Source organism: Paraconexibacter sp. (assembly GCF_059438195.1).
Window position 1 is genome coordinate 18,522 of sequence record NZ_JBLKKY010000010.1, and the last position, 15,496, is coordinate 34,017.

The 15,496-nt window shown below is 72.6% G+C and carries 11 protein-coding genes; 9 read left to right on the forward strand and 2 right to left on the reverse strand.

Going from position 1 to position 15,496, the window contains the following annotated elements; genetic code table 11:
* The first annotated feature begins 4 nt into the window (after window positions 1–4).
* Window positions 5–736, forward strand: a complete 732-nt coding sequence (locus ACME2J_RS05470) for a hypothetical protein (RefSeq protein WP_495543871.1) — start codon at window positions 5–7, stop codon at window positions 734–736.
* On the opposite strand, the gene ACME2J_RS05475 is transcribed toward ACME2J_RS05470, so the two are convergent.
* On the reverse strand, window positions 698–3,535 hold the full coding sequence (locus ACME2J_RS05475; protein WP_495543872.1) for an ATP-binding protein: 2,838 nt from the start codon (window positions 3,533–3,535) through the stop codon (window positions 698–700). The genes ACME2J_RS05470 and ACME2J_RS05475 overlap by 39 nt on opposite strands.
* Window positions 3,536–3,631: 96 nt before the next feature.
* Between ACME2J_RS05475 and ACME2J_RS05480 the strand changes: the two genes are divergently transcribed.
* A complete protein-coding gene (locus ACME2J_RS05480) occupies window positions 3,632–4,144 on the forward strand; it encodes a nuclear transport factor 2 family protein (RefSeq protein WP_495543873.1) in 513 nt (170 codons plus the stop codon).
* Window positions 4,141–4,896 (forward strand): enoyl-CoA hydratase/isomerase family protein, encoded by a 756-nt coding sequence (locus ACME2J_RS05485; RefSeq protein WP_495543874.1) that lies wholly within the window; start codon window positions 4,141–4,143, stop codon window positions 4,894–4,896. Before ACME2J_RS05480 ends, ACME2J_RS05485 begins: the two co-directional genes overlap by 4 nt.
* 65 nt (window positions 4,897–4,961) lie before the next feature.
* Here ACME2J_RS05485 and ACME2J_RS05490 read toward each other — a convergent pair whose 3' ends face one another.
* Window positions 4,962–6,200 (reverse strand): cytochrome P450, encoded by a 1,239-nt coding sequence (locus tag ACME2J_RS05490; RefSeq protein ID WP_495543875.1) that lies wholly within the window; start codon window positions 6,198–6,200, stop codon window positions 4,962–4,964.
* Between the two features lie 77 nt (window positions 6,201–6,277).
* Between ACME2J_RS05490 and ACME2J_RS05495 the strand changes: the two genes are divergently transcribed.
* From ACME2J_RS05495 to ACME2J_RS05520, 6 genes are all read left to right on the forward strand, one after another.
* Window positions 6,278–7,054 carry an SDR family NAD(P)-dependent oxidoreductase gene (locus ACME2J_RS05495; protein WP_495543876.1) on the forward strand — a complete coding sequence of 259 codons (777 nt, stop codon included), beginning with the start codon at window positions 6,278–6,280 and terminating at the stop codon, window positions 7,052–7,054.
* A gap of 88 nt (window positions 7,055–7,142) precedes the next feature.
* On the forward strand, window positions 7,143–9,734 hold the full coding sequence (locus ACME2J_RS05500) for a DUF7948 domain-containing protein (RefSeq protein ID WP_495543877.1): 2,592 nt from the start codon (window positions 7,143–7,145) through the stop codon (window positions 9,732–9,734).
* On the forward strand, window positions 9,689–13,381 hold the full coding sequence (locus ACME2J_RS05505; RefSeq protein ID WP_495543878.1) for a hypothetical protein: 3,693 nt from the start codon (window positions 9,689–9,691) through the stop codon (window positions 13,379–13,381). Before ACME2J_RS05500 ends, ACME2J_RS05505 begins: the two co-directional genes overlap by 46 nt.
* A 109-nt stretch (window positions 13,382–13,490) precedes the next feature.
* Complete coding sequence (locus ACME2J_RS05510; protein WP_495543879.1) at window positions 13,491–14,759, forward strand: aromatic ring-hydroxylating oxygenase subunit alpha; 1,269 nt, start codon at window positions 13,491–13,493, stop codon at window positions 14,757–14,759.
* On the forward strand, window positions 14,756–15,253 hold the full coding sequence (locus ACME2J_RS05515; protein WP_495543880.1) for an aromatic-ring-hydroxylating dioxygenase subunit beta: 498 nt from the start codon (window positions 14,756–14,758) through the stop codon (window positions 15,251–15,253). Before ACME2J_RS05510 ends, ACME2J_RS05515 begins: the two co-directional genes overlap by 4 nt.
* Entirely contained in the window at window positions 15,253–15,474 is a 222-nt protein-coding gene (locus ACME2J_RS05520; RefSeq protein ID WP_495543881.1) for a hypothetical protein, read from the forward strand. The genes ACME2J_RS05515 and ACME2J_RS05520 overlap by 1 nt, the downstream gene beginning before the upstream one ends.
* Window positions 15,475–15,496: the final 22 nt, after the last annotated feature.

Sequence of the window (15,496 nt, forward strand, 5' to 3'; positions counted from 1 at the left end):
CGACGTGCCCGCACGCCTCCACCTCGCGCTCATGTGGTGCGGGCCGGTCGCGATCGTCCTCGTTCTCGCGGGGTTCTGCGGCTTCGCGGGTTTCCTTCCGCCGCCCTCCCCGGAGCTGTCCGCCACCGAGGTCCAGGCGCTCTGGCAGACGGACACCGATCTCAAGCGCCTCGGGCTGCTCATGGCGGTGTGGGGCGGGTGTCTCTACGTCCTCTTCGCCGTCGCCGTCGCGATCACGCTTCGCCGCGTCGGCACCGCCGGGCCGCTGTTCTCGGTCGCCCAGCTCGCGATGGGCCTCTTCGGAATCGCGTTCTTCGCGTGGAACTTCCTCATGCTCGCGATCGTCGCCTACCGGCCCGAGCAGCCGGCCGAGATCGTGCAGGCGTTCAACGACGTCGGCTTCGTGATGACGTTCGCCCCGGTCCAGCCCTTCTGCCTCCAGTACGCGCTCATCGGCCTCGCGATCCTCGCCGACCGGTCCGCGACGCCCGTCCTGCCGCGCTGGCTCGGCTACGTCAACGTGTGGGTCGCCGTCCTGCTCGTCCCCGCGGGCTTCATCCCGTTCTTCCGGGACGGCGCGCTCGCCTGGGACGGCCTGCTCGGCTTCTGGGTCGCCGTCGGCGTGTTCGCGATCTGGTTCGTCGCGATGTTCGTCGCGATGCGCCGCGCCGTCCTGCACGAGCCGGACGCGGGCGCGCTACGCGTCGCCGAGGGCGCCGGCGAGCTCGGCGCGTGAGCCGACCGCGAGCTTGCGGTACGTGTTGCGCAGATGCCAGGCGACGGTGTTGCGCGTGAGGTAGAGCTCGTCGGCGATGTCGCGGTTCGAGCGGCCGGCGGCGGCGAGCCGCGCGATCCGCTCCTCGCTCGGGGTGAGGCTGTCGGCTCCCGTCACCGCGACGCGTCGCGGGCGGGCGCCGCACGAACGCAGCTCCTCCTCGGCGCGCCGTTGCAGCTCGGCGGCTCCGCACTCGTGGGCGATCTGGACGGCACGGCGCAGGTGGTCCTGCGCGATGCGGCGCCGACCCGCCCGGCGGTGCGCACTCCCGAGGTCGCAGAGGGCGCGGGCGAGCTCGAGCGGGTGATCGCAGCGCTCGAGGATGTCGACGGCCCGCGTGAGCAGCCCCGCGGCGTCCGCGTCGGGTGAGACCCGCGCCTTCGCGCAGAGCGCCGCCCCCAGCTGAACGTCGAGCCCGAACCGCTCCGACAGCGCGATCTCCTCGTCGACGAGGTGCACGTGCTCGCCGCCGACGCGGGCGGCCGCGAGCGCCGCCGTCGAGCGCCACGGCAGCAGCCCCGGGCTCACGGCGGAGTACGGGCCGAACGCCGCGCGGACCGCAAGGAGATCCTCGAGCGCCTCGTCGGCACGGCCCTCCGCGAGGTGCAGGCGGCCGCGTGCGAAGAAGAGCCACGCGTTCGGCCCCGGGATCTCGGGGGGCGCCATCGCGCCGTCGAGCGCGGCGTCGATCGTGCGACGCGCGCCGTCGAGGTCGCCGCGCTCGATGAGGACCTGGGCGAGGATGCCGTGCGCCATCGGCCCGAAGCCCAGCGGCCGGTGAGAGGTCTCCCTGATCGCCGCGCGCGCGTCGTCGGCGGCCTCGTCGAGTCGGCCGCGCGCCCACCACATGATCGCGCTCGTCACGCGCAACTCGGCGAGCGCGGGAGCATCCGCCGTGGCCGCCGCCGACGCGCACGCCGCGGCGACGTGGGGCTGGGCCTCGGCCGCCTGGCCGCAGCAGGAGAGAGCGAACGCGGCGATGTGGGCGCCGAGCAGGACGGACGGCGGCTCGTGGAAGAGGCCGCCGTCTCCGAGCGCGCGGCGGGCGATGTCGGCGGCGTCGCGGGCCGGCGGCGTCGTCATCGCGCGGTGGAGCGCGAGCACCGAGAGGAGGATCCGCTCGCTCGTGCGCAGGGTCGCGCGAATGCCGATGTCCTCGGCGATCGCCTCGAGTCGCGCCATCGCGGCATCGTGGATGCCGTCGACATAGAGCGCCGCGCACATGTAGGAGGCCTCGAGGTCGAGCGCGAGGTCTGGCGCGAGGTCGCGGAGGTCCTCCGACCCACGCCGGAACGTCTCTGCCGCGTCGGACTGGCGACCGTGACGGAACTGCGTCTCGCCGAGGGCGCCGAACGCGGCGGCGCGCTCGGCGGGGTCGTCGACGCGCTCGAGGGCCTGCGTGAAGCGATGCGTCGACGTCGGCGCGCCGCTCGCCGCCTCGGCGCGGCCGAGGCGGATGAGGACGTCGGCGGGCCAGTCCTCGGCGGGCAGGCGGTCGAGCATCGCGCGCAGAGAGGCGGCCGCGATCGCGGGGGCACCGCGGCGCTCGGCCTCGCGCGCTCCGGCCCGCAGCGCGGCGAGCGCCCAGGGTTCGTCGACGGGCTCGGCATCGAGGAGGTGGGCGCAGACGACCTCCGGATCGGCCTGCTCGGCGGCGAGGAGGCGCGCGGCGGCGCCGTGCAGCCGCGGGCGGTCGCCGGGCGGCAGAGCGCGGCCCAGCGCCCGCCCGAGAACGGGCTGGGCGAAGACGAGGCGCTCACGGTCGCGGCGCAGGAGGTCCGCGGCGACGAGGCGCTCGACGAGCGCGGCGAATGCGCCCGCCTCGCCGCCGGCGAGGCGCCGGACCCGGGCGGGGGTCGCGGCCTCACCGAGAACGGCGGTGGCCTCGAGGACAGCGACCGCCTCCGCGCCGTGGGCGGCGGCGCGCATCGCGACGTCGCGTCCGACCGCCTCCGGCGCAAGCGTCCCGATGATGTCGGCGTCGCGCAGCCCGCCCCGGCTCGTGTCGAGCGCGCCGAGGACGGCGTCGACGAGGGCGGGGACCCCGCGGGTCGCGCGGTGGATCGCGCGGACGAGCGTGGCGTCCGGCTCGGTGCCTGCGACGTCCTCGGTCCAGCGGGCGACGGCGTCGGCGCCGAGGGACGCCGGCCGCACGCGCGAGTCGGCCTGCGCGCGGTGGAGGAGATGGCGGATCGCCGGACGGTCGCCCGCGGGATCTCCCGTGCGCATCGCGACGACGACGGCGATGGGCTGCTCGGCGATGCGCTCGGCGATGTAGTCGAGCGCGGCCGCCGACTCGTCGTCGGTCCACTGGACGTCGTCGATGACGAGCGCGAGCGGCTGCTCGCGCGCGAGCTCACAGAGGTGCGCTTGAATCGCGGCGTAGCGCGCGAAGCGGTCGTGCGCCGCGTCGCCGTCGGCGAAGGCGTCGGGCACGAGGCGGCGCACGACGCCGAGGGCGTGTCCGACCTCGAGCGCCGTCCCGCGGGCGCGCAGGACGGCGTGGCCGGCGCTGCCGGCGAGCCGGGCGGCTTCGTCGAGCAGGCGCGAGCGGCCGATGCCGGGCGGGCCCTCGACGACGACGACGTGCCCCTCTCGGAGCTCGACGCGCAGGAGGGCCGCGGAGAGCCGCATGAGAGCGGCGTCCCTGTCGTGCAGCCGACGGCCTGTGCGCGTGGGGTCGAGCGCGGCCTTCACCCCGTCCTCCCTCCTGCCGTCCCGCGACGGCGTCTCCGTGGCGCGACTGTACACCGAGTTCATACTGCATGTCGAGTTCGATGCGGTCGGACTGGAAACGTCGGGCGGCACGTAATAGAGTTTTTGATCTATTCAGTCGCCCGACCGCAGGAGGAGCCCGTGCCGCCCGACCCCGCCATCGCCCCCGACAGCGCGCTCGCCGAGCGCCACGCGTTCCTCGAGGACTTCGCGTCGCGCTGGCTCGCCGCATGGAACTCGCACGACACGGACGAGGTCCTCGCGCTGCTGCACGACGACATCGAGTGGGACGACCGGGTCTTCTGGCCCGAGGTCATCCACGGCATCGAGGGGGTGCGTCGCTACACCGATCAGATCTGGAGGGTCATGCCGGACGTGTCGTTCGAGGAGATCGGCCGCTTCTTCGATCCCGACGGCACGCGCGGCGTCGTCCTCTTCCGCCAGCAGGGCGGCCCGCCGCCCGGGGTCGACTCGGGCAAGCGGTTCGACACGCACGGCTGCGACATCTTCCTGCGGTTCGTCGACGGCAAGCTCGCGCAGTACCTGTCGTCGTACGAGATCGTCGACATGATGCGCCAGGTCGATCTGCTGCCGCCGCGCCGGGGCGAGCTCGGCGGCCGCTACCTCGTCTCGCTCGCGGGAGGTCGCGCATGAGCTCCTGGACCGACATCGAGGCGAGCGTCGCCGACGGAATCGGGACGATCCGGTTCGACCGGCCCGACCGCCGCAACGCGCTGAGCCCAGCGATCTTCACGGAGATGACCGACCAGCTGATCGAGTGGCGGACCGACGACGACGTCGCGTGCGTCGTCGTCACGGGCGGCGACGACGTCTTCTCGGCCGGCCTCGACCTCGAGCTGCAGTCGACCTTCACCGACGACACCCGGTTCGAGTACGGCGACCTCTGCCTGCGCGCGTACGGTCAGCTCCTCGACTACCCGAAGCCGACGATCGCCGCGGTGGCGGGTCCCACGCTCGGCGGCGGCCTCGACATCGCGGTCTTCTGCGACATCCGCTTCGGCGCGCGCGGCGCGGTCTTCGGCTACCCGCAGATCAAGTTCGGCCTCACGCCGTACTTCTCGCCGCTGTGGAAGATCATCGGCCTCAGCCAGGCGAAGCTCCTCACCCTCTCGGGCACCCGGATCGACAGCGACGAGGCGCTGCGCATCGGGCTCGTCGACCGGCTCGTCGACGACGGCGTCGTCGCGGCCGCGACGTCCTTCGCGGGCGAGATCGCCGAGACGACGACGAAGTCGGCGATGTTCAACAAGGAGCTCATCCTCCGCTCCCCGGCGATGGACCCGATCAGCGCGCTCTCGTTCGAGACGAGCATGTACCGCGAGGTCATCTGGCACCCCGACGTGACCGAGCGGATGGAGAAGGCGTTCGCCACACTGCGCCGCTGAGCGCGCGCGCCGGACTTTGCATCTCGACGGCCGCCGTTGGCCGTCGAGATGCAAAGAGGCGGGACCTAGGCGGACTCGCGGTCGCCCGGGGTGAAGCTCACCGGCATGTGGACGAGGCCGTGCGCCCAGTGCGACGGCAGGCGCTCGACGTCGCCGGCGCGCTGCAGGCCCTTCATGCGGCGGGTGATCTCCTCGAGCCCGATCCGCAGCTCCGCGCGCGCGAGGCCGGCGCCGAGGCAGAAGTGGCGGCCGCCGCCGCCGAAGGCCTTGTGGTCGGGCTTGTCACGGTGGATGTCGAAGGTCTGCGGATCGTCGAAGACCTCCTCGTCGCGCGAGGCGCTCGTGTACCACATGACGACGCGGTCGCCCTCCTTGATCTGCTCGCCGCGCAGCTCGGTGTCCTTCGTCGCGGTGCGGTTGAACCACTGCACGACGCTCGTGTAGCGCAGGATCTCCTCGACCGCGTTCGGGATGAGCGACGGGTCGTCGACGAGCTCCTGGAGCTGGTCGGGGTGCGCGAGCAGGGTCTCCATGCCGGTCGCGAGCGTGTTGCGGGTCGTGTCGTTGCCGGCGAACGCGAGGAGGCCGAAGAAGACGAGGATCTCGGGATCGGACAGCTTCTCGCCGTCGACCTCGGCCCGGCGGAGCTTCATGACGAGGGAGTCCTCGATGCCCTCCTGCGTCTGGCGCTCGATCTGCTGGTGCAGGTAGCCGGCCATCTCGACGAAGACCTCGGCGGCCGCGTTGGGCTCCGGCGAGCGCTGCGCCTCCTCGATGTGCTCGGTCCACTCGTAGAACTTCGCGATGTCCTCCTCGGGGACCCCCATGAGCTCGGTGAGGACGCCGAGCGGGATCGGGACCGCGATGTCCTGGGCGAAGTCGCACTCGCCCTTCTCGACGACCTCGTCGATCGTCTTCGTCACGCGGGCGCGGATGTCGTCCTCCATCTGGGCGACGGTGTGCGGCGTGAAGGCCTTCTGCAGCAGGAGCCGGTACTTCGTGTGCTGCGGCGGATCCATGTAGAGGAGGAGGTTCCGCGTGAGGTCGATCGAGACGACCTGGTCGGGGTGCAGGAAGATCCCGCCCTGGTGCGAGGAGAACGTCTCCGTGTCCCGGCTGATCGCCGAGACGTCGGCGTGCTTCGTCACCGACCAGCAGCCCGTCCCGTCGGGGAGCGGGTTCCAGCGGACGGGAGCCTCGGCGCGCATCCGCGCGAACAGCTCGTGCGGCGGCCCGTCGGCGTGCCACTTCATGTCGAAGAGGTCGATCCCGGCGAGGTCGACGTCGGTCGCGGTGGGCGTCATGCGATGGCTCCTCCAGCTCGATCGGACAGGCTGTCCACAGTAACAGGGGACAGTATGACCGGATAGTGTGTCCGACCATGGCTGAGATGAACGGCAAGGTCGCGATCGTCACGGGAGCCGGTCGCGGCATCGGAGAGCAGGCGGCGAGGATGCTCGCCGACGCCGGCGCGCACGTCGTCGTGAGCGACAGGGACGGTGACGAGGCGCGCGCGGTGGCGGGCTCGCTCGCCACCGACGGCTCGGCGCACGTCGCCGACCTCACTGCCGACGGGGCGTGCGACGACCTCGTCGCGCACGCCGTCGAGACGTTCGGCAAGCTCGACATCGTCGTCAACAACGCGGGCTACGCCTGGGACGGCCCTCTCCACAAGATCTCCGACGAGCAGTTCCAGGCGATGCTCGACATCCACACGGTCGTGCCGTTCCGCCTGCTGCGGGCGGCGGCGCCGCACCTGCGCGAGCCGGCGAAGAAGGACCTGGCCGAGGGCCGTGAGGTCTTCCGCAAGGTCGTCAACGTCGTCTCCCTCGCCGGCGTCATGGGCAACGCGGGCCAGGTCGCCTACGCGGCGGGGAAGGGCGGGGCGGTCGGCCTCACGCGCGCGCTCGCGAAGGAGTGGGGCGCGCTGCGGATCAACGTCAACGCCGTCGCTTTCGGGCTCATCGAGACGCGCCTCACGGCCGACCTCCCGGAGGCCGCGCGCGAGGGTCTCGCCGCGCACATCCCGCTCGGGCGCGGCGCGTCGGCGGACGAGGCGGCGCGCGGGATCTACTACCTCTGCTCGCCGGGGTCCGACTACGTCCACGGGCAGACGCTCAACGTGAGCGGCGGGCTCTCCGTCGGGATGGTCGGCTGAGCCCCGTCGGGGCGATCTCAGGTCTACCCTGAAATCCGGGTCGGCATCAGCCCGGTTATGAGAATCTCGGCGCATGAAAGGCGCCAGGATGTCGCACGCACCGTGGAGGTCTCCCGCCGTCGCCGCTGCGGCGGCTCTCGCGGTCGCGGCCCTCGGAGGCTGCGGAAGCACCGAGGACGCGGCGCTCTCCGCCGGCCCGACGGCGCCCGTCGCCTTCGAGCCCGCGTCTGCGGCGGACCCCGACGCCCGGTACGTGGCGCGCGGCAGCGGAGCGACGCTGCTGCTCGGCGATCGCGCCCTCACGTTCGCCCTCTCGCGCGGTGGTGCGCCGGAGGACCGGGTTCGCCTCGCCCTCCCGGGCGCGCGCAGGGGGCTCGCCCCCACCGCGGATCGCCGACTCGCCGGCGTCATCCACGACTACCGCGGCGACGACCCGGCGCGCTGGCGCACCGACGTCCCCACCTACGGCCGCGTGCGCTACGACGAGGTGTGGCCCGGGGTCGATCTGCACGTGCACTCCGAGCGAGGGGCGCTCGAGTACGACTTCGTCGTCGCACCGGGGTCGAACCCATCCGCCGTGCGACTCCGCGTCGGCGGCGCCGCCAGGCCACGCATCGATGGTGACGGCGCGCTCGCGATCTCCACGCCCGCCGGCCGGCTCACGCAGCGGCGGCCGGTCGTCTTCCAGGAGACCGAGGGAGGCCGCGCCCGCGTGCCAGGCCGCTTCGTGCTGAAGGGCCGGGACGTGTCCTTCGCGGTCGGCGACTACGACCGCTCGCGTCCGCTCGTCATCGATCCGGTCGTGCTCTACGCGACCTACCACGGCGGGTCGGCGGGAGAGAGCGGGGGTGGCCTCGCCGTCGATGCGCAGGGCGCCGCCGTCGTCGTCGGCTCGACCGGCTCGCCGGACCTCCCCGTCACCGCGGGTGCGGCGCAGTCGACCAACCCGGGCGGCATTCGCACCGCCTTCGTCACCAAGTTCTCGCCCGACGGGTCGACCCGGCTGTTCTCGACCTACCTCGGCGGCTCCGGCAACGACTTCGGGCTGGCGGTCGCGGTGCTCTCGAGCGGCGACGTCGCGGTGACGGGCAGCACCACGTCGGCCGACTTCCCGACGACTCCCTTCGCGCTCAGGCGGACGAACCTCTCGACCGTCGCCCAGGGCGGCACCGACGCGTTCGTCACCCGGCTCGGCGCGGACGGGGCGCTGAAGACGTCCTCGTATCTCGGCGGATCCGGGACCGATCGAGGCAGCGCGATCGCCGCCGATGGGGACGCGGCCGTCGTCGCCGGGTCGACGACGTCGAACCTCGACGGCGTCGACGCGCAGCAGGCTTGCGGCCTCGGGAGCGACGACGCGTTCGTCACGCGCCTGCTGCCCGGCGAACTGGGAACCACGCTCGCGACCTGCTACGGGGGCGGCGGTATCGATCGCGCTCTCGGCGTCGACGTCGTCCCGGGCACGGGTGGCCTGCTGGTGACGGGAGCGACGACCTCGACGAACCTGCCGACCGCCGGACCCCAGGCGCAGACGGCGAACGGGGGCGGGCAGGACGCCTGGGCCGCTCGGATCGACGGCCCCGCCCTCACGTGGTCGACGTATCTCGGCGGCGCGGACGACGACAGCGGCCGCGTGGTCCGGCTCGACGCAGCGACCGGACGCGCCTACGTCGCGGGCACGACCGCCTCGGCGAACTTCCCGCTCGCCGCCCCGATCCAGGCGACGAGACGCGGACCCTCGGACGGCTTCGTCGCGGCCCTGCAGGTCGGGGACGGCGCGCGGGTCGCCTCGACGTATCTCGGCGGCGACGGCGGGGACGCCGTCGGAGGAATCGCGCTCGCCGGTCCGGGACGGCTGTGGGTCGGACGCACGGAGGACGTGCCGAGGACCATCGGTGAGAGCGGGTTCTTCGAGGTGCCCGTCGTCGAGCGGCTCGACCGCGCGCTCACGGAGCGCATCGACGACCTGCGCCTGCCGGACGCCGCGGAGCGCTCCTCGAGCATCGCGGGCCTCGCCGCGAGCCCCGACGGCCATGCGCTCGTCACCGGGGGCACCGACGGCTTCACGACGACGCCCGGGGTCGTCCAGCCGACGTCGGGCGGGATGCGCGACGCGTTCGTCGCGAAGATCGAGGACGCGCCGGTGCCCGTCCCCGCACCGGCCCCCGACCCCGCACCCGATCCGGCGCCGTCCCCCGCCCCGGACCCCGCTCCGAGCCCGGGTGCCGGCCCCGGTGCGGCCCCGGCGCCGGCCGCTCCCGCCCCGCCTCCCCCCGGCGACGGGGGCGTCCGGGGCCCCACCTCGGTGACGGTCGCCGAGCCCGCCACGTACACGGCGACCTTCACCGGCGCGGTGACGCGCTACGACTGGGACGTCGACGGCAGCGGCGCGTTCGCGCGGAGCACAGGGGCCTCGCCCGTCCTCGAGACGTCGTTCGGGCGGCCGGGGGCGACCGTCGTGCGCGTGCGCGCGACCGGTCCGGGCGGCACGGCGACGGGCGAGCTGCCGATCGCCGTCGGTCGTCCGGTCCTCACCCAGGTCACCGTCACGCCGGCCCGGCCGAAGCCCGGCCAGAAGGTGACGATCCGCCTGCGTCAGCGGGGCGAGCGCGGCTTCCGCCCGCTGTTCTACGCATGGCGGACCGCCGGCCGGCGGCCGCCGCGCGCGAGCGCCGGCTGACCCTGCGCCGGCCTCGGGCGGGTGGGGCGAAGGCGTCCGCGTCGTCGGGCGCGCCCATCGAGATCGCGCTCGCCGACGCGGCCGCGACCGCGGCGCCTCGGTACTCCACGCGCTTCCCGTCCGCGGGCGTGAAGAAGGTCGACGTGACGGCGGTGGCCGCCGACGGCGCGCGTCGCGTCGTCCGCGTCGAGATCCCCGTGAGCAAGAGCGGGGCGGGCGGCGCGCTGTTCGGGAAGAAGCCGGGCGCCGCGACGAAGCCCTTCACGCTCTCCCAGGCGGCGGTGTGCGTCGCGGCCGTCATGGAGTGCGGGGCGATCGCCGGTCCGCCCGAGGCGATCATCGGTGACGTCGAGACCTTCGAGAACGCCACCGCGAGCTCGAAGATGTGCTTCGAGGTCGCGCGCGTGAAGGCGGGCAAGGGCTTCGCGACGAGAAAGCCGTCGGCCACGCAGGTCCTCGACCTCCCCTACCCGGCTCCCGAGAAGCTCTTCGACCCGGCCGCCTACGCGGGCGTCGGCGCCGTGACGATCAAGACGGCGGGGAAGGCGAAGGCCGCGCAGGCCACCACGAGGCAGATCGAGGAAGTCTGCCTGCGGTTCGCCACCCAGACCGTGCGCTGGGACCTCGGCGACGGCACGGTCATCGAGCCGGCTGGCGGGGGCCGCGGCGACCTCACCCGCGACCTCAACGCGGTCGTCGCGCCGGTCGTCGCGCACAACTACGGCCCTCAGGCCGCGGGACGCCGGACCATCACGATGGTGGCGCGCCGCTTCGCCCTCGACAAGACGAAGCTCCCGAAGGACGGCGACCCCGACTACCAGGAGAAGCTCGCCGAGCTCCTCGGTGGCATCACGATCGTCGGCGGCGACGCCGACGTCCCTGCTCTCGTCGAGAAGGGCGTCCTCATCCCCTACCTCGTCACCGTGCGCCGCGACGTCACCGTCTCGGTGTGCAAGAAGGAGCCGCTGACGACGCGCGGCATCCCGTTCCGCGCCTTCACCGTCGCCGGCGCGAACGCGATCGACCCCTTCTCGTCCTCGGCCGTCACCGGCTGCCTCGTCAAGGACGACCCGAAGGCCGCGAACGACTGGCGGCCCCGCACCGGTGCGCTCCTGTCGCTCAACGGCGTCGTGGTGCGGCGCGTGGGTGACGAGGACTCGAGCCGGGTCGTCGTCAACACGAACGGCAGCGTCCGCTCGACGGACGGCGGTCCGCTCAACTGGGAGTTCTTCTACAAGGAGGGCTTCTTCACGCGCAGCTTCCCCGCCGGGCGCAGCGCGGGGATGGTGGTCATCCCCGGCCAGAAGAGCCACCCCGACGTCCCCGGCAAGACCTCGCGGCTGGTCGCGCTCGAGGGCTCCCCGAACGTCGACCTCAGCGGCTTCCGGCTCGTCGGCGGCCGGCTCCACCTCTCGCCGAGCCGCAGCGCCTTCTTCAACGGGGCGGCGGTCCCCAGCGCGACGAAGAGCAGCGAGGGGATCGGGCTCAACGAGGTCATCACCGGCGACGGGACCTCCCCGGTCGTCCTCGGCGGTCACGGCCCGCCCGTCAAGGCCGCGCAGGCCGTCGACGAGAAGGGGGTCAAGGCCGGCGCCGAACCCGACTTCGAGCTCGACCTCAGCGGCAAGACGCTCGGGCCCCTCGGCATCGAGACGTTCCGGCTCGCGCACTACCCCGCGGACGGCTGGTACGGGGCCGGGCTCTTCAAGATCCCGATGGGCGCGAAGACCTTCGATCTCGCCGCGCCGTTCAAGCCCCCTCCCCCCGAGGGCACGTCGACGTCGCTGCGCTGCGCCGACGTCGGCACGAAGGTGGGCCCGGCGGGGCTGCGCATCGGCGACTTCACCGGCTTCGAGTTCGCGGGAGCGCGCGTGAGCGGAGCGCCGATCATCCTCGGGCCGGTCCAGCTCGACTGCTTCGCCGCGCAGGTCCAGCGGGCCCCGGGGAACTTCACGATCCAGGGCAAGCTCGCCGGCCGGTTCCCACCGGCGCAGGGCCCCGGCGACAAGAAGCAGAAGGAGATCGTGGGATTCAACGTCTGCGTGCTCGTCGCCGTCCTCGACAAGGGCAAGAAGACGGTCGGCTGCGCGATCAAGACGAAGGAGTTCGGCGTCGACATCGAGGGCGTCGGCATCCCGACGAAGAAGGCCCAGACGTGGGTCGCCGTCCGCGGTGAGCTGAAGCTCGTCGAGGAGTTCGACGTCAACGGCGGTCTCGATTTCCGCACCGGCGACGACAATCTGGAGATCGGCGCGCAGTTCGGCATCTCGCCGACGTACTCCGGCCCGTACCGGATCGGCGGTGAGGCGTTCGGCTACTTCATCGTCGAGCCCGACTTCGCGTTCGAGGTGGGCGGCAAGGTCGAGATCGCCTACCTCGCGTGTCCCGCCTGCGTGAAGGTGCAGGCGCTCGTCTCCTCGAAGGGCGTCGGCGCGTGCGCCGAGGCGTTCGTCCTCTCGGGCGGCTTCATCTACCCGTGGGGCAAGAGCGTCGAGCTCTTCGGCGGGTGCGACTGGGATCGCTTCACGTCGATCCGGATCCGCTCGGCGGCGAGCCTCGTCTCCCCGATCGACGTGCGGACCCGCTCGGGGAGAGGAGCGCCGCTCGCGGCCGCGGCGAGCGCGGCGGTGAACGTCACCGCGCAGCAGGCCGGGCGGCCGCTCGCCTTCGAGCTCAAGGGCACGCAGGGACGCGCCCCGCGGGTCGTGCTCCGCGGCCCTCGCGGTCGGACGGTGACCGTCCCCGACAAGCCCGGGATGACCGTGCTGCGCGCCGACGGATCCGTGGTGACGAACGCGAGGGACTTCAACCCGAGGACCCAGACGCGCGTCCTCGTGGCCGACGCGATCCCGCCGCAGCAGCTCGCGACGCCGGTCCCGCTCGGGTACGACCCCGCCGGGCCGGCCGACGCCCCGGGGCGGCCTCCGGCGGTGGGGCTGCCGCGCGTCCAGGCCGGGTTCGAGCCGACGACGATCATCACCGTGCCGAAGGCGCAGCGCGGCCGCTGGACCGTCGAGGCGCGGCCCGGCTCGGTCCCGTTCACGACCGTGCAGACGCGCGAGAAGCTCCCGACCTCGCTCACGCCGACTGCGAAGGTCGTCCGCAAGAACGGGAAGCGGCGGCTCGAGTACAAGGTCGGCGCGGCGCGCGGGCAGGTCGTGCGCTTCATCGAGCAGGCCCGGACGTACACGCGTGAGGTCGGCAGGACGAGGTCCGGCAAGGGCGGCACGGGGTCGTTCCCGATCCCCGAGGAGGTCGGCACCTCCGGAGTCCGCCGGTTCCACGCCATCATCGAGCAGGGCGGCGTCCCGGTGCGCAAGATCGCGCTGAAGAAGGCGCGCTACGAGCAGCCCGCTCCGCCGGCGGTGCCCCGTCCGTCGGGGGTCCAGGTGAGCCGGAAGGGCGACGGCGTGCGCGTCTGCTGGAACTCGGTCGCCCGTGCGAAGGCCTATGAGGTGAAGGTCCGCGGCAGCGACGGGATCGCGCTCGTGCGGCGCACGGCGAAGCGCTGCACGACGTTCCGCGGCTTCGACGCGTCGGTCTCCACGGACGTCGCCGTCCGTGCAAGGACGTCGTGGAAGCTCGGGCCGGCGAGGATCGCGAAGCTGAACAAGACGGCCGCGGAGGTGACGAAGATCAGGGGGTGAGTCGCGAAGACCCGGGCCGCGCCCGCAGCGGGGCGCGATCGCGATCGAGGGGCAGGAGGTCGGACATTCTGTCCGGTCGAGCTGTCCCGAGACGTGCTAGCCTGGCGCCATGAGCCTCGTCGAATCCCGCACCCCGGACTGGGACGCGCTCATCGAGCACGACCGCGTCCACGGGTCGCTCTACACCGATCCGGCCGTCTACCAGGCCGAGCTCGAGCGCATCTGGTACCGGACGTGGGTCTACGTGGGTCACGTCAGCGAGGTGCCCGAGCCCAACGACTACGTCGTGAAGTCGATCGGCCCGCAGTCCGTGATCATGACCCGCGACAAGCAGGGCGAGATCCACCTCCTGCTCAACCGCTGCACGCACCGGGCGAACCTCGTCTGCGACGCGGCGCAGGGCAACTCGAGCGCCTTCCGCTGCCCCTACCACGGGTGGACGTTCGCCAACGACGGCCGGCTGCTCGGCTACCCGTTCAACTCGGGGTACGGCGGGCGCGAGGCGAAGAAGGACCTCGGCCTCGGGCGCGTCGCGCGGATCGGCATCTACAAGGGCTTCGTCTTCGGGTCCTTCGCGGAGGAGGGGCCGACGCTCCTCGAGCACCTCGGCCCGGCGCGCGACGCCTTCGACCGGCTCTGCGCCCTGTCCCCGACCGGCGAGGTCGAGGTGAGCGCGGGGTGGCTCAAGCACCGCACCAAGGCGAACTGGAAGATGATGCTCGAGAACGAGACGGACGGGTACCACCCGCAGTTCGTCCACTCGTCGATCTTCGAGGTGGCCGAGAGCGGCATCGGCGCGCTCTACGACGAGAAGTCGATCGCCGTGTCGCGCGACTACGGCAACGGGCACACCGAGAACGACCTGCGGCCGGAGTTCCGCCGGATCGGCCAGCCCCTCTACTGGTTCGGGACGAAGCCGGAGAAGGTCCCCGGCTACGTCGCGAAGATGGAGGCGGCCTACGGCGCGGAGAAGGCGCGCGAGGTCCTCATCGACGGCGCGCCGCACGTCATGGTCTTCCCGAACCTCTTCATCGCCGAGATCCAGATGTTCGTGCTCCAGCCGACGGCGGTCGACGAGACGATCCAGCACTCGACCGCCGTGCAGTTCCCCGGCTGCGAGGACATGAACCGGCGCCTGCTCCAGCAGACGATCGGCTCCGTCGGGCCCGCCGGCTTCCTCCTCGCCGACGACACCGAGATGTACGAGCGCAACCAGCGCGGCGTCACCGCCCTGCGGCCGGAGTGGCTCGTCATCAAGCGGGGGACGCACCGCGAGCGGCGCGACGAGAACGGGTTCCTCATCGGCAACAACACGGACGAGGTCCCGCAGCGCGGGATCTGGCGCCACTACCGCTCGCTCATGGAGGCAGGCGCATGACGACCGCGCTCGACGTCGATCTGCTCAAGGAGGTCGAGCAGTTCATCTACCGCGAGGCGCGGTTCCAAGACGAGCGTCGCTACGACGACTGGGAGTCGCTGTGGACCGACGACGCCCTCTACTGGGTCCCGGCCAACGGCGCCGACATCGATCCGACGAAGCAGATGTCGATCCTGTTCGACAACCGGTCGCGCATCGCGACGCGGATCAAGCAGCTCCACACCGGGAAGCGGCACTCGCAGACGCCGCCGTCCGACCTGCGGCGGCTCGTGTCGAACGTCGAGCTGCTCGACCCTCATCCGGAGCTGCCCGACGACATCGCCGCGGGCGCGAACTTCCTCGTCGTCGAGAGCCGCGAGCGCGGGACGACGTTCTGGGCGGGGCGCTCGGAGTACGTCCTGCGCCGCGTCGACGGCGACCTGCGCATGGTGCGCAAGAAGGTCGTCCTCGTCGACAACGACCGTCCGATCCACACGCTCTCCTTCCTCATCTGATGGACGACGTCGTCGAGAGCGAGTTCGCCTCCGTGCGGCTGAGCATCGATCACGACGGCAACGACGCGCGGCTGCGGATCGAGGACCTCAAGACGGGGAAGGTCGGCTACCTCGACGCGCTCGAGCTCGAGACGCTCGCCTGGCTGCCGAAGGGCGGCCTCGAGCCGCTGCTCGACCCGAGCGCCTTCCGCTGGCGCGAGGAGCGGCCCGCGGTGGACTGAGCCCGGCCCGTCCGGGTCGCTG